The sequence below is a fragment of the uncultured Pseudoteredinibacter sp. genome, from assembly GCF_947500695.1.
Classification (GTDB): Bacteria; Pseudomonadota; Gammaproteobacteria; order Pseudomonadales; family Cellvibrionaceae; genus Pseudoteredinibacter.
In genome coordinates this window covers 77,322-90,491 of the sequence record NZ_CANMSS010000002.1, presented here as the reverse complement: position 1 = coordinate 90,491, position 13,170 = coordinate 77,322, and the positions used below count along the sequence as shown (strand labels likewise).

Annotated in this window: 14 protein-coding genes; 7 read left to right on the top strand and 7 right to left on the bottom strand. The window is 47.2% G+C overall.

The genetic code is table 11. The annotated features are described in order from the left end of the window. From tkt to fba, 4 genes are all read left to right on the top strand, one after another. Nucleotides 1–2,004, top strand: a complete 2,004-nt coding sequence (gene tkt, locus Q1A08_RS04130; RefSeq protein WP_299770114.1) for a transketolase — start codon at nt 1–3, stop codon at nt 2,002–2,004. A 63-nt stretch (nt 2,005–2,067) separates the two neighbouring features. Then, nucleotides 2,068–3,090: a type I glyceraldehyde-3-phosphate dehydrogenase gene (gap, locus tag Q1A08_RS04125; protein WP_299770112.1), complete on the top strand. Its 1,023-nt coding sequence runs from the start codon at nt 2,068–2,070 to the stop codon at nt 3,088–3,090. Between the two features lie 74 nt (nt 3,091–3,164). Then, the gene (locus Q1A08_RS04120; RefSeq protein WP_299770110.1) at nt 3,165–4,328 is read left to right on the top strand and encodes a phosphoglycerate kinase; all 1,164 of its coding nucleotides are present in this window, start codon (nt 3,165–3,167) and stop codon (nt 4,326–4,328) included. Nucleotides 4,329–4,411: 83 nt separating this feature from the next. After that, nucleotides 4,412–5,461 carry a class II fructose-bisphosphate aldolase gene (gene fba / locus Q1A08_RS04115; protein WP_299770109.1) on the top strand — a complete coding sequence of 350 codons (1,050 nt, stop codon included), beginning with the start codon at nt 4,412–4,414 and terminating at the stop codon, nt 5,459–5,461. A 98-nt stretch (nt 5,462–5,559) separates the two neighbouring features. Here fba and Q1A08_RS04110 read toward each other — a convergent pair whose 3' ends face one another. After that, nucleotides 5,560–6,441, bottom strand: coding sequence for a M23 family metallopeptidase (locus tag Q1A08_RS04110; protein ID WP_299770107.1), 882 nt, complete (start codon nt 6,439–6,441; stop codon nt 5,560–5,562). Between the two features lie 17 nt (nt 6,442–6,458). Continuing rightward, nucleotides 6,459–7,358, bottom strand: coding sequence for a LysR substrate-binding domain-containing protein (locus Q1A08_RS04105; protein ID WP_299770104.1), 900 nt, complete (start codon nt 7,356–7,358; stop codon nt 6,459–6,461). 146 nt (nt 7,359–7,504) lie between these two features. On the opposite strand from Q1A08_RS04105, the gene Q1A08_RS04100 reads away from it, so the two are divergent. From Q1A08_RS04100 to Q1A08_RS04090, 3 genes are all read left to right on the top strand, one after another. After that, nucleotides 7,505–8,278: a ferredoxin--NADP reductase gene (locus tag Q1A08_RS04100; RefSeq protein WP_299770102.1), complete on the top strand. Its 774-nt coding sequence runs from the start codon at nt 7,505–7,507 to the stop codon at nt 8,276–8,278. A gap of 727 nt (nt 8,279–9,005) precedes the next feature. Further along, nucleotides 9,006–10,127, top strand: a complete 1,122-nt coding sequence (locus Q1A08_RS04095) for a hypothetical protein (RefSeq protein ID WP_299770100.1) — start codon at nt 9,006–9,008, stop codon at nt 10,125–10,127. Nucleotides 10,128–10,202: 75 nt separating this feature from the next. Beyond that, nucleotides 10,203–10,547 carry a hypothetical protein gene (locus Q1A08_RS04090; protein WP_299770098.1) on the top strand — a complete coding sequence of 115 codons (345 nt, stop codon included), beginning with the start codon at nt 10,203–10,205 and terminating at the stop codon, nt 10,545–10,547. A gap of 53 nt (nt 10,548–10,600) precedes the next feature. Here the strand turns inward: Q1A08_RS04090 and Q1A08_RS04085 are convergent, their stop codons facing one another. The 5 genes from Q1A08_RS04085 to Q1A08_RS04065 form a co-directional block, all read right to left on the bottom strand. Then, nucleotides 10,601–10,897 carry a hypothetical protein gene (locus Q1A08_RS04085; RefSeq protein ID WP_299770096.1) on the bottom strand — a complete coding sequence of 99 codons (297 nt, stop codon included), beginning with the start codon at nt 10,895–10,897 and terminating at the stop codon, nt 10,601–10,603. A gap of 182 nt (nt 10,898–11,079) precedes the next feature. Beyond that, nucleotides 11,080–11,382, bottom strand: a complete 303-nt coding sequence (locus Q1A08_RS04080) for a hypothetical protein (RefSeq protein ID WP_299770094.1) — start codon at nt 11,380–11,382, stop codon at nt 11,080–11,082. Between the two features lie 27 nt (nt 11,383–11,409). Beyond that, a complete protein-coding gene (locus tag Q1A08_RS04075) occupies nt 11,410–11,763 on the bottom strand; it encodes a hypothetical protein (RefSeq protein WP_299770092.1) in 354 nt (117 codons plus the stop codon). A 38-nt stretch (nt 11,764–11,801) separates the two neighbouring features. Continuing rightward, the gene (locus Q1A08_RS04070) at nt 11,802–12,152 is read right to left on the bottom strand and encodes a hypothetical protein (protein WP_299770090.1); all 351 of its coding nucleotides are present in this window, start codon (nt 12,150–12,152) and stop codon (nt 11,802–11,804) included. A gap of 271 nt (nt 12,153–12,423) precedes the next feature. Continuing rightward, the gene (locus Q1A08_RS04065) at nt 12,424–12,939 is read right to left on the bottom strand and encodes a DUF4870 domain-containing protein (RefSeq protein WP_299770088.1); all 516 of its coding nucleotides are present in this window, start codon (nt 12,937–12,939) and stop codon (nt 12,424–12,426) included. Between the last annotated feature and the right edge of the window lie 231 nt (nt 12,940–13,170).

Below are 13,170 nucleotides of genomic sequence, written 5' to 3'. Positions count from 1 at the left end.
ATGCCTTCCCGCAACCAGCTAGCCAATGCGATTCGTGCTTTGAGTATGGATGCCGTTCAACAAGCCAATTCCGGCCACCCAGGTGCCCCTATGGGCATGGCGGATATCGCCGAAGTTCTGTGGAACGACTATTTAGTGCATAACCCAGCCGATCCTGAGTGGGCCAACCGCGACCGCTTTGTGCTGTCTAATGGTCATGGCTCCATGCTGATCTACTCTTTATTGCACCTTTCTGGCTATGAACTGCCCATCGAGGAGATAAAGAACTTCCGCCAATTGCATTCTAAAACTCCAGGCCACCCAGAATATGGCTATGCCCCAGGCATTGAAACCACTACCGGGCCACTGGGCCAGGGCATTACCAATGCTGTAGGTATGGCGGTTGCTGAGAAGATCTTGGCCGCGCAATTCAACCGTGATAGCCACAATATCGTCGATCACTACACCTATTGTTTCTTGGGTGATGGCTGTTTAATGGAAGGCATCTCCCATGAGGCTTGTTCTTTAGCGGGCACCTTGGGCCTAGGTAAGCTGATTGCCTTCTATGATGACAATGGTATTTCGATTGATGGTGAGGTTGAAGGTTGGTTTACCGACGATACCCCACAGCGCTTTGAGTCTTATGGCTGGCAGGTTATTCCAGCTGTAGATGGCCATGACAGCGCCGCTATTAAAGAAGCGATCGAGCAGGCCCGTGCTGAAGACGGCAAACCTACCTTGATCTGCTGTAAAACTGTGATCGGATTTGGCTCTCCTAATAAGCAGGGCAAAGAAGATTGTCACGGTGCCCCGCTAGGTGCAGAAGAGATTGCCTTGGTTCGTGAAACCCTAGGTTGGGAGCACGATGCCTTTGAAATTCCAGCGGATATCTATGCCCAGTGGGATGCGAACAAAGCTGGCGCCGAAGCACAAGGTGCTTGGGAAGCCCAGATGGCTGCCTATAAAGACGCGCACCCTGAGTTGGCCGCCGAATTTGAGCGTCGCGTAATCCGTGGTGATCTTCCAGAAGACTTCAGCGAAAAAGCTGATGCTTATATTAAAGAGTGCCAAGAAGCCGGTGAAAAAATTGCTTCACGTAAGGCTTCACAAAATAGCTTGAACGCCTTTGGCCCATTGTTGCCAGAATTGCTAGGCGGCTCCGCCGATTTGGCTGGCTCTAACTTGACCCTATGGGGCGGCTCTAAAGGCATTAGCGCCGATGATGCCAGCGGCAACTACCTGTTTTACGGTGTGCGCGAGTTCGGTATGAGCGCCATTATGAACGGTATTGCTCTGCACGGTGGCTTCGTAAATTACGGTGCTACCTTCTTGATGTTTATGGAGTACGCTCGCAATGCTGTGCGTATGTCGGCCTTGATGGGCCAGCAGAGCATCTTTGTATATACCCACGATTCTATTGGTTTGGGTGAAGATGGCCCTACTCACCAGCCGGTTGAGCAGATAGCTAGCTTGCGTTTAACCCCGAATCTACACACTTGGCGTCCAGCCGACTCTGTAGAGTCAGCTGTATCTTGGAAGAGCGCCATCGAGCGTCGCGATGGCCCAAGTGCATTGATCTTCTCTCGTCAGGGCTTGGCACCTCAGCCGCGCACTGAGCAGCAGTTGGCTGACGTTAGCCGCGGTGCTTATGTCTTAAAAGACAGCGGTGGTGAGCCAGAAGCGATTTTGATTGCTACCGGCTCTGAAGTTGAGTTGGCCGTTCAAGCGGCGGATAAGTTAACTGCTGCTGGCCGTAAAGTACGTGTGGTTTCCATGCCTTGTGCGGAAATCTTCAGTAAGCAAGATGCTGCCTATAAGCAATCAGTATTGCCAATCGAAGTGGCGGCGCGCGTTGCGGTAGAAGCGGCGCATGAAGATTACTGGTACAAGTTTGTAGGCCTTGAAGGCCGCGTTATTGGTATGAATACCTTTGGTGAATCTGCCCCGGGTAATGTCTTACTAGAGCATTTTGGTTTCACCGTTGATAATGTGGTGGCCAATGTTGAAGAGTTGCTAGAAGACTAAACCTTGCAAACTGGGCCTTAAAAACTAGGCCTATTAAACCAAGCTTGGACGAAGAGTGTGAGCGTGACCAATATTGCTATAAATGGCTACGGCCGAATCGGTCGCTGTGTGCTACGGGCTTTGCATGAGGCCCAGCAGCAGGGTCGATTTAGTAATTTACGTGTGTTGGCGATCAATGAATTAGCTGATTGCAACACTATCGCGCATCTCACTCAGTATGACTCGACTCACGGCCGCTTCCCAGCGGCTGTGTCCGTTAGTGAAGACCTGCTACAGATTAATGAGCAGAGTATTCGCGTTTTACATCAGCCTGATATTCGCCAATTGCCATGGAGCGATCTAGGTATAGATCTAGTCTTAGAGTGCACCGGTGCCTTTAATGATCGAGCTACCGCCGAGCAGCATATTGCCGCGGGCGCTGGCCATGTGCTGTTTTCTCAGCCGGCAACCGCTGAAGTCGACGCCACCATTGTTTACGGGGTGAATCATCAGCAGTTAACGGGCCGAGAGACCATTGTTTCTAACGCTTCCTGTACCACCAACTGTATTGTGCCGGTGATCCACACCTTGGATAAGGCCTTTGGTATCGATAGTGGTGTGATTACCACTATTCACTCTGCGATGAACGATCAGCCGGTGATTGATGCCTATCACCATACCGACCTTCGCAAGACTCGCAGTGCTATTCAATCTATGATTCCGGTTGATACTGGCTTAGCTAAAGGCATCGATCGCCTTTTACCTGCGCTGGCTGGGCGCTTTGAGGCCCAGGCCATGCGCGTACCTACAGTCAATGTCTCGGCGATGGATTTATCGGTGGTGATGAAAAGCGATGTCAGTACCGAAATGGTGAACCAAGCGTTGGCTGCAGCCGCACAAAGTGATTATCTCGGCGTATTGGGTTACACCGAAGAGTTATTAGCCTCCTGTGATTTTAACCATGACCCACGCTCCAGTATCGTCGATGCGACTCAAACGCGAGTGGCCGGTGAGCGTATGGTAAAGGTCTTAACTTGGTTTGATAATGAATGGGGCTATGCCAACCGCATGATAGATACTGCGGATTTTTGGGCTAAAAAGTTTTAGATAAATTACAGGGGGCAAGCTAAGTCATTGGCCCCACAGCAGAATTTCAAAATCTACAATGAGGACAACACACCATGGCCGTTAAACTGATGACCGAGATGGATCTCGCAGGTAAGCGCGTACTTATTCGTGAAGACCTAAATGTGCCAGTAAAAGATGGCAAGGTAACTTCCGATGCGCGTATTCGTGCTGCATTGCCGACGATTGAGCAGGCACTTAATGCTGGCGCTAAAGTCATTGTCATGAGCCACTTGGGCCGCCCAACTGAGGGTGAATTCGCCGAAGAGTTTTCTATGGCCCCTGTTGCTGATCATTTGGGTGGTCTGTTGGGCCGCCAAGTCAATGTTGTTAAGGATTGGCAGCAGGGCGTTGAAGTGGCCGGGGGCGAGTTGGTTCTTTTGGAAAATGTGCGCTTTAACAAAGGCGAGAAAAAAGACGAAGATGAGCTGGCTAAGGCCTACGCCTCTTTATGCGATGTGTTCGTCATGGATGCCTTCGGCACCGCACACCGCGCCCAAGCGTCTACTCATGGTGTGGCTAAATTCGCCCCAGAAGCCTGTGCTGGCCCATTATTAGCCGGCGAGTTAGATGCTCTAGGTAAAGCCTTGGATAAGCCAGCGCGCCCTATGGTGGCGATTGTGGGTGGTTCTAAAGTGAGCACCAAACTTACGGTATTGGAATCGCTATCTGATAAAGTAGATCAGTTGATTGTTGGTGGCGGTATCGCCAATACCTTCTTGGCCGCAAGTGGCAACAATGTGGGTAAGTCTTTGTGTGAAGACGATTTAATTCCTAATGCTAAGGCGTTGATGGAGAAATGCGATATTCCAGTGCCAACAGACGTTGTGGTAGGCCAGGAGTTTTCTGAAACAGCCGCGGCAGAGCTAAAAGCCTCCGGTGATGTGACCGATAGTGATATGATTTTCGATATCGGTCCGGACTCTTCGGCCCAATTGGCGAAGATCCTTGCTGACGCCAAAACCATTATTTGGAATGGCCCGGTTGGTGTGTTTGAATTTGATCAGTTTGGAGAAGGCACCAAAGCGTTATCAAAAGCGATCGCGCAAAGCGATGCCTTCTCGATTGCCGGTGGTGGCGATACTTTGGCGGCGGTTGATAAGTATGAGATTGCCGAGCAGGTATCTTACATTTCCACAGGCGGTGGCGCTTTCTTAGAATATGTAGAGGGCAAAACCTTACCGGCCGTTGCTATTTTAGAGCAGCGTGCTGCGCAGTAAGTTTTAAGTTTTTGAGTTTAAAGGTTTTAACATTACAAGGCCCCTAGGGATAGCGTGGGCCCAAATATTATAGGAAGAAGATTATGGCTTTAATAAGCATGCGCCAAATGTTGGATCACGCCGCCGAGTATGGTTATGGCGTTCCCGCTTTTAACGTGAACAACCTGGAACAAATGCGTGCCATCATGGAAGCGGCTGATCAAACTGATTCGCCGGTGATTGTGCAGGCCTCAGCCGGTGCACGTAAATACGCCGGTGCGCCTTTCTTGCGCCACTTAATTTTGGCCGCTATCGAAGAGTTTCCACATATTCCTGTGTGTATGCACCAGGATCACGGTACTTCTCCTGCGGTATGTCAGCGTTCTATCCAATTGGGCTTTAGCTCAGTAATGATGGATGGCTCCTTGGGCGAGGACGGCAAGACCCCAACCGATTATGAATACAATGTTGATGTAACTCGTCGCACTGTTGATATGGCTCACGCTTGTGGTGTCTCAGTAGAGGGCGAGCTGGGCTGTTTAGGTTCTTTAGAAACCGGTGAAGCCGGTGAAGAAGATGGCATTGGTGCGGTAGGTAAATTAAGCCACGATCAAATGCTAACCGACCCAGAAGAAGCTGCTGATTTTGTTGCTAAAACTAAGGTAGATGCTCTGGCGATTGCATGCGGTACTTCTCATGGTGCTTATAAGTTCACTCGTCCACCAACAGGTGATATTTTGGCGATCGACCGCATTAAGGCGATTCACCAAAGCATTCCAAATACTCATTTGGTAATGCACGGTTCTTCTTCTGTTCCTCAGGAGTGGCTGAAAGTAATCAATGAGTTTGGTGGTGAAATTCCAGAAACTTATGGTGTGCCTGTTGAGCAAATCTGCGAAGGTATTAAGCACGGTGTTCGTAAAGTAAATATCGACACTGATTTACGTTTGGCATCAACCGGTGCGGTACGACGCTTCTTGGCGCAAAATACCAGCGAATTTGATCCACGTAAATTCTTGGCGAAAACTGTAGATGCGATGAAAGACATTTGTATCGCACGTTACGAAGCTTTCGAAACAGCTGGTAATGCTAGCAAGATTAAGCCAATCAGCTTGGATGATATGTTTCAGCGCTATGAAAACGGTGAGATCTAATTGGACTAGGTTTTGCTACGCAAAGCCTAGGACGTAAAAAGCCGGAGCTAAAAGCTCCGGTTTTTTTTGCTTGCAGCGAGGCTCGGGCTTGTTCTGTGTTAGATTTTTTGACCAGCTCTAGGGTGGAGTACTTTTCCATCTCTATTCTTTAAGCGAAAGGGAAAAGATCGGACTCGATTGTTTTCCAGTCCACGAATTACAAAATGCAAATGTGGCCCAGTAGAATAACCGGATGAGCCTGAGCGTGCGATAATTTGTCCGGCTGTTACTTTATCGCCGGGTTTAACCTTGGCGCTACTTTGTAAGATGTGAGCATAAACTGCTGAGCTGCCATCTTTGTGATAGATGGTAATGTGATTGGCTTTATCTAGAAAATACCGTTTAGCGCCCCCCATATGATAATCATCCTTGGCAATAGCGACGATGCCGGAGCGAGCGGCAACAATATTGGTGCCAACCTCCATTGCGATGTCTAAGGCGAATCTATTTCCTCGGCCGGTATGGGAAAAGCGGCCATTAAAACCTTGGGATATCAATAGGCGCTTTTTGCTGTCAAAAGGCAGTTGATAGATATCCTGACTGTGCCGTATGTTGCCTTTTCCAATAGCCCAGCCTGTTTTAAGGTCTCCAAAAGAACGCTGCCCTTCTCTTAATAAATACTGCCCGGCTCCTTCGGCGCTGAATTGAATTGTTTTTTCACCTAGTTCTGAACTTCTATAGAAAAACTGCAATGGTGCATGGACAGGGTTATGTAGAAAAAGCTGGCGTTTACCATCTTTTCTAACTTCTTCTAGCCAGGGGTGGTGGCGTGACTGTCGAGGTGATTTTTTTAGAGTTATCAGCTCTGCACTATGTTTAGGCTTTTTATCGGTAAAAACCCAATTTCCATGCTTATCTTTATATTTATAAACACCATGAGCTGACACTAGAGTGCTCAGTATTAATCCAAAGCTAAAGAAAGTAATCGTGCGAAAACTCATAGGGTGCAAAATTCTATTTAGTTAGAAGTCTCAGCTTGGCATAGATTTAGCCAGTGTTCCAGTGAGTGACTAATGGCTTTATCGCGATGAAACACAAAATAAAATCGCCGGCGCCAATCACGATGAGGGGCGTGTAGTTGTATAAGGCTACCGCGGTTTAGCGCTTCATGCACGGCTAAGCGGGAGAGGCAGGCGACGCCCAAGTCCGCCTCGATAGCGCGCTTAATGGCTTCGGTATGTTCAAGCTCCATGGTGATATCAAGCTGTGGAAGCAAGCCATGAAGAGCATGTTCAAAAGCTTGGCGGGTGCCTGAGCCATGTTCTCTACTTATCCAGCGAAGTGATAAAAGCTGTTCATCATCTAATGCCTGTTCCTTCGCGAAAGGGTGTTTAGGATTGGCTACAATGAGTAACTCATCTTCTCGCCAAAATTGGCTGCGTAGCAATGGATGATTAAACTCTCCCTCGATCAAGCCAATATCCATCTCATAATTAAGCACCTGTTTGGCAATGTTGTCCGTGTTGGCAACATGTAGGTCTATTTTCGCTTCCTGGCCTCGCTGCTTTGCATCATTCATATATTGAGCCACCAGGGGTACGGCTAAGTAGTTACCGATGGTCAAGGTTGCCCCAATTCGCAGATCTCCGAGACCCGCTTGGCCTTTAAAACTACTTTCAAGCCGCTCGGCACTGCTGATCAGTTCCTGAGCTTGTGGCCGCAAGGCGATGCCGTTCTCGTTGAGCCGTAATCTCTTGCCGACACGATCAAACAGCTGAAGGCCAAATTGTTGCTCTAGTTCGCGCAGAGCGGAGCTGGCAGCAGACTGAGAAAGGTTCAGCTGTTTTGCGGCCAGGCTGATGTTTTGCAGCTGAGCGGTGCACAAGAAAACCTCTACCTGTCGCAAACTGAAGCGCATTTGGTGTATCTCTGTTGTTGGTTAGATGTGGCCAGACGGCCCTATATTTAAAAAATCGATAAGCAATAGAAAAATAACCCATTTTACGGTTAATGGATAGGTCTCTAGACTGTAGTCCATGAAATTAATGTCTTGGAGAATCCATTATGGCCAGTTTGATTCGTGAACGAGTCACCCGAGTGCACCACTGGAATGATAGCTTGTTTAGCTTCAATACCAGCCGCAGCCAAAGCTTGCGCTTCGAAAATGGCCATTTTGTGATGATGGGTATGGAAGTTGAGGGTAAGCCTTTGATGCGTGCCTATAGTATTGCCAGTGCAAACTACGATGAAGAATTAGAGTTTTTCAGCATTAAAGTGCCAGATGGCCCTCTGACTTCTCGTTTGCAGAATATTGAGGTCGGTGATGAGATTCTGCTTTCTACTAAGCCAACCGGCACTCTGGTTGCTGATCATTTGTTAGAAGGCAAGCACCTATACTTAATCAGTACCGGTACGGGCTTAGCGCCTTTTATGAGCATCATTAAAGATCCGGATGTTTATCAGCGCTTTGATAAAATTATTCTGACTCATGGTGTGCGCCATGTATCCGAGCTAGCGTATCAAGATGTGATAGAAAACGAGTTGCCTAATAATGAATTTTTCGGCGAGGAAGTGCGTGAAAAATTACTCTATTATCCAACCGTAACTCGCGAATCCTTCCGCAATAATGGTCGCCTTACAGATTTGATGCGTATGGGTAAATTATTTCATGATTTAGGTTTGCCTAAGCCTAATTTAGAAGATGATCGTTTTATGATTTGTGGCAGTCCTAGTATGTTAAAGGAAACCTGCGAAATTTTAGATGGCCATGGTTTTAAGGAGTCTCGTCATGGCCAGAAAGCGCATTATGTTATTGAGCGGGCATTTGTGGAGCAATAAGCTCCCAGTCAGAGTTTTGTAAATACTACTGCGAATTTTTCGAAAACAGTTTCACGCTAAAGCCCTGCAGGTTTCGATCTGTGGGGCTTTTTTTACCTACTGTTGCTAACAAAATTCCTATTTTTGTTAGAAACGTCGTCCGCTCTAGGCTGGCGCAGTTGTGTGAAACTGCTTGCCTAAAGCGGGCTCGCACAAGTGTTGACGCTAGGCGCCATCACTTGTGGCGCACTCCTGTGCGCTTTTTTACTTACTGTTGTTAACAAATTCCTATTTTGTTAGCAACGTCGCCCGCTCTAGGCTGGCGCAGTTGTGTGAAACTGCTTGCCTAAAGCGGGCTCGCACAAGTGTTGACGCTTAGGCGTCATCACTTGTGGACGCACTCCTGTGCGTTTTTTACCTACTGTTGCTTGGGGTGACTACTGACCAGAATCTAGCTTGGGGCAGTGCTTTTCCTCTCCAATGCTGCATCCATGCAGCCACCCGTTCCATGGATTCGCGCCGTCCAGGCGCTCAGCCTTCGGCCAAGCCCAAAACCTTTCCAAAAGGTTTTGTCAGGAGCCTAGTCGCTCCAAATCACTGCCCCAAGCTAGATTCTTGCCTTTGTGGTTTTCACGAGTAGAGACATCTAAGCTGAAGAGTGAGGTTATTTAGTTACGGATACTTTGTTATACCAATAGAAGTGTCATACACTGCAAAGCCTAAGGATTAGGCAATAACGAGAATAATAATGGTAATACAGCAAGCTTCTATCTTTCGTCTTTCTCTTTTACTAACAGTATTAGCTTTGGCGGCATGTTCTGAAACTCAGCCCTATATAACAGATTGTAACTCCGTTGGGGATCGCAAGGTGTTCTGTGGTTTTCAAAACCCAGAAGATTTGGAAGCCTTGGGGGATGGTCGAACCTTAGTAGTTAGTCAGATGGGAGCGGTGGGGGAGCATACGCCGGGCTCTTTGGCATTTTTTGATGTTAAAGCGAAACATTTAAAAATCTTTCCTGATTTCACCGAGGCTGATTCGGAGCATTGGGGGCAGCCAGACTGTAAACCACCGGGAGAGTTATTATCACCTCATGGTATCCACCTAAGTCAAGTAGACGAAAACACTCAGCGATTATTAGTGGTCAATCATGGTGGTCGAGAAGCTGTTGAATCTTTTTTAATTCGCCGTGCCAATGAAAATTATCAGATTAGTTGGCAGGGTTGTGTGGAGATGCCGGATAACAGCTATATTAATGATGTTGTCGCGGGCCCCGACGGTAGCTTTTTTAGTACCCATATGTTTGCCCGCGAAGGTTTCTCTTTGGGGGTGATTAATTGGCCGCAGTTGCAGGGCCTATTGGGTTTTAAAACAGGTTGGGTGTGGCATTGGAAGCCTGATAATGGTGGAAGTTTTACCAAGGTGGGTAATTTTCGTGGTGCCTATTTAAATGGCATTCAAGTAGATCCTGCATTCAACTATCTGTTTGTTAGTGGTTGGGCAGATAATCAAGTACATAAAGTGGATTGGCGCAGTGGTGAAGTATTGGCCAGTGTCGATGCCTCACATCCAGATAATATCCAGTGGTCGGGAGATGGCCGATTATTGGTAGCTTCACAAACCTTTGATTTGGCAGGTGCTCAGCAGTGCATGGAAACTCGTGTGGGTTCCTGCCCCGGCCCCTTTGAAATCCTTGCCCTTGATCCTGAAACGATGCAGACACAAGTTTTATTACAGCAAGCAGGTTCGCCAATGGGGGCAGGTACGGTTGCTCAGGTGATGGGAGACTTTATGTACATTGGTAGTTTTGCTGGCGATCGATTGTTGCGCACTCCATGGCCGCCGGCGGGGGAATCCCAGCAGAGCAATTAGCGTTTAGTCTAATAGCCCTCAATTGCAGCTGGCCACATAATATCCAAGTGAAGCTTAAAAATGAGCGGGTGATGTATGAAGAATCAATGGGTGGCTTACCTGGCTGGCGCAATATTGCTGTTTGGTGCGGGTTTCTGGGCCTCTATTTTGCCCTTGGACTATAAGGGTGTGGTACTACTAATGGGAGTGCCTAGTCTATTTGCAGGCTATTATTTTGCGCGCTTCCCAATGCCCTATATATGGGGTGCGCTACTTGGTATCGCTTTGTATATGGGCTTGGAATATGTAATTTACGGGCCGATTTATAAGGTGTCTGGGCCGATATATGGTGCAGCTTATATTTTGGCGATCGCCTGTTGTTTAACGGGGGTGTGGATACATAATTGGAAGCTAAGCCGCTCTAGCCAAGGTTTGGCATAAGCGGCCTATGTTTTGCTCGGCAGGCCCTCTTTAATTAAAAGAGGGCTTCGATCTTACTGGACCTTTGCAAGCTGACGCTTTTGTTCTTGAAGGTTATTGGCCTTTTTCGGGTAGTATTTGTTGCCACCTGCTTCGGCTAACTGTAGTTGGCGTTTCTTTTGTTTTTCCGCTTTTGCTGTCCAAACCTTCCACTCAGATTCCGTCATGCATTTGCGAGAAGGCTTCTGATGAATAGAGCTACTTGCCTTTTTGCAGATGGTTTCTTCACTTCCTTTTACTTCACCAGCAAAGCTTGTGGCACTCAGGCCTAGGGCTAAAATGGCAGTCGTCACTAAAGTCGTATTTTTCATAGTAGATCCTTTCTATTTATCGCTTTTGACATCTCAAAAATGGAAATGCTTATATCCGCAATCAATTCCTACAATTATTTATTTTGCTTAATGCGAAGAATTAAACCGTGATGGCCTAAGCATCTTTAGCAAAAAAGATTAGCAGAGACCCAGCTCGACATAGCTGGGACTTTATTTCGGTTTTACTTTTCTTTGCTGGCACCTAGGTAAACTTTGCCGAAAGTGGCATTTCCATTGAGGCCGCGAGTCGCTCCGGTGTTGGCAAGCTGCTTCTCAATTTTAGGGCCGTACTGAGCAATAAAGCTCAACCATTCTTGAGTATTTTTGCATTTCTTGCGGTATTTTCCGTAGATAGATTTACGTACAACTAGGCAGATTTTCTCTTCCTGAGATTCGCTTGCAGACGGCTTTGCTTCATTGGGAATCATGGCAAAGCTTGAGCCACCAATTGCCATTAAAAATACTGCTGTTAAAAAATGTTTCATAGGGAATTCCTTTTTCAGCTTTGATATTTATCGATTGAACGGCTCGGGAATAATCGGAGTTGCTCGGTCAAGATCAGTACCACCTTTTCGTGGGTTAGTTGCGCCGGCAAGCTGCCACTGCCTTTCTATCTTAGGGGCTACGACGGCAATCCAGGCATTCCATTCGGCAACTGTGCGGCACTTCTTACGAAATTTGCCATATAGGGAGTTGCGTACCTTGCGGCAGTATTTTTGACTAGAGTTGCTTTCAGGAAGTTGTAGGCTGTTTTTTGCGTTCGAAATAGCTTTGTCGGTTTCATTATCAGACAAGGCTGCAAGGGCACTTGCGCTGCCAATTGAAAGAATGACGGTAGAAGCTACAACTTTAATGTAATTATTCATAAACAGCCCCTAATAAATACATAGATGGTGAAATTGGATTAGCGTACGTTATCTGTCACATGCCAAGCTGATTGGGAATGCTGCCTGCCACCTTTTCGGGGGCTTGTTGCACCAGCTACCTGCCATTGCTTTTCAACTTTAGGGGCGACGACGGCTATCCAGGCGTCCCATTCGGCAACTGTGCGGCACTTCTTTCGAAACTTGCCATATAGAGAGTTGCGTACTTTACGGCAGTATTTTTCTGCGCTGTTGTTGGTTGGAAGTTGTAAGCTGTTTTTGGCATCGGAAATAGCTTTCTCGGATTCGCTGCCGGATAAGGCTGCAAGGGCGCTTGCGCTGGAAAATGAAAGAATGCTGGTGATAATTGCGACTTTTAGCTTAGTTTGCATAAACTGCTCCTTGTTTGCTTTGGGGTTTGAAAACTGTTTGTATTAGAGTCCATTCCAATTCCTTAAGTTATGTTTAGCCTATGCAATGATCATAATCCTGTCAAATAGTAAATGCTTCTAAGGTTAACAACTTTTAAAAGCTGGCGCTTAAATCTAGATTTAGAATCTCCCGAGGTTCTTGATGTTATTGTCCTGGGTGCTCATGAATAACGGGCACAAAAAAGGCGAGCTTATATGGCTCGCCTTTTTTTGGGGTGCAGCTAAGGGATTCTTAGCTGATTAAGCGCAGTGTAAACGGATACTCAAAGTATTCGCCGCTGCTGGCTTTAACGCCGCCGACTATGGACATTACAAACCAAAAGATACCCACAATAAAGGCGGTGACAATACCGATAAATATCACCATCAAAATAATGCTGACAAACATTGCGATGGCAATTGTGATTTGAAAGTTCAGCACTTCTTTGCCGTGGTAGTTTACGTACTCAGATTCGTCACGTTTGATCAGCCAAACAATCAAAGGGCCGATAACGCTGAAAAATGGAATGATAAAACCACTCATCGTTGCCAGGTGGCAGAACATTGCCCAGTTACGTTCTTCTTGGCTTGGAGCAGCAGGCTCATAGCTTTGTTTTGGCGCTTCTTGCTGTTGTTCGCTTTGGCTCTGGTTTTGGCTGCTTTGCTCATTAGTGCTTGATTCAGCCTTAGTGTTCTCAGCACTTTCGCTGCTTGCGGTGCTCTCGGTGGTTTCAATAACCTCACCCTGAACTTCTTTCTCTTCGGTCATGGTTTGCTCCAAGTCTCAATAGTATTGCATTTAGCCGTTCTGGATTCGCTATCGGTTGCCCCTGTTTAGCTTACCTTTTTGGCTTCTTGCTGGTTTAGACGAGGAAAGTAGCAAGCGTTCCTCGCTTATTGTTATATACGGCTTCCAGTGCGGTGAATTTATACCTTGTTTTGTGGCTTACGGCTAGTCGCCAGCCCTTGTTAATACTGGGCTGGCGAGCATGAAGGGGCG

What these genes read in the sequence shown, in the direction of transcription:
- Q1A08_RS04120 (WP_299770110.1), top strand. Translation starts at nt 3,165, where the DNA reads ATGGCCGTTAAACTGATGACCGAGATGGATCTCGCAGGTAAGCGCGTA.
- fba (WP_299770109.1), top strand. Translation starts at nt 4,412, where the DNA reads ATGGCTTTAATAAGCATGCGCCAAATGTTGGATCACGCCGCCGAGTAT.
- Q1A08_RS04070 (WP_299770090.1), bottom strand. Translation starts at nt 12,152, where the DNA reads ATGCAAACTAAGCTAAAAGTCGCAATTATCACCAGCATTCTTTCATTT.
- Q1A08_RS04065 (WP_299770088.1), bottom strand. Translation starts at nt 12,939, where the DNA reads ATGACCGAAGAGAAAGAAGTTCAGGGTGAGGTTATTGAAACCACCGAG.
- Q1A08_RS04080 (WP_299770094.1), bottom strand. Translation starts at nt 11,382, where the DNA reads ATGAAACATTTTTTAACAGCAGTATTTTTAATGGCAATTGGTGGCTCA.
- Q1A08_RS04075 (WP_299770092.1), bottom strand. Translation starts at nt 11,763, where the DNA reads ATGAATAATTACATTAAAGTTGTAGCTTCTACCGTCATTCTTTCAATT.
- Q1A08_RS04085 (WP_299770096.1), bottom strand. Translation starts at nt 10,897, where the DNA reads ATGAAAAATACGACTTTAGTGACGACTGCCATTTTAGCCCTAGGCCTG.
- Q1A08_RS04100 (WP_299770102.1), top strand. Translation starts at nt 7,505, where the DNA reads ATGGCCAGTTTGATTCGTGAACGAGTCACCCGAGTGCACCACTGGAAT.
- tkt (WP_299770114.1), top strand. Translation starts at nt 1, where the DNA reads ATGCCTTCCCGCAACCAGCTAGCCAATGCGATTCGTGCTTTGAGTATG.
- Q1A08_RS04110 (WP_299770107.1), bottom strand. Translation starts at nt 6,441, where the DNA reads ATGAGTTTTCGCACGATTACTTTCTTTAGCTTTGGATTAATACTGAGC.
- Q1A08_RS04095 (WP_299770100.1), top strand. Translation starts at nt 9,006, where the DNA reads ATGGTAATACAGCAAGCTTCTATCTTTCGTCTTTCTCTTTTACTAACA.
- Q1A08_RS04090 (WP_299770098.1), top strand. Translation starts at nt 10,203, where the DNA reads ATGAAGAATCAATGGGTGGCTTACCTGGCTGGCGCAATATTGCTGTTT.
- Q1A08_RS04105 (WP_299770104.1), bottom strand. Translation starts at nt 7,358, where the DNA reads ATGCGCTTCAGTTTGCGACAGGTAGAGGTTTTCTTGTGCACCGCTCAG.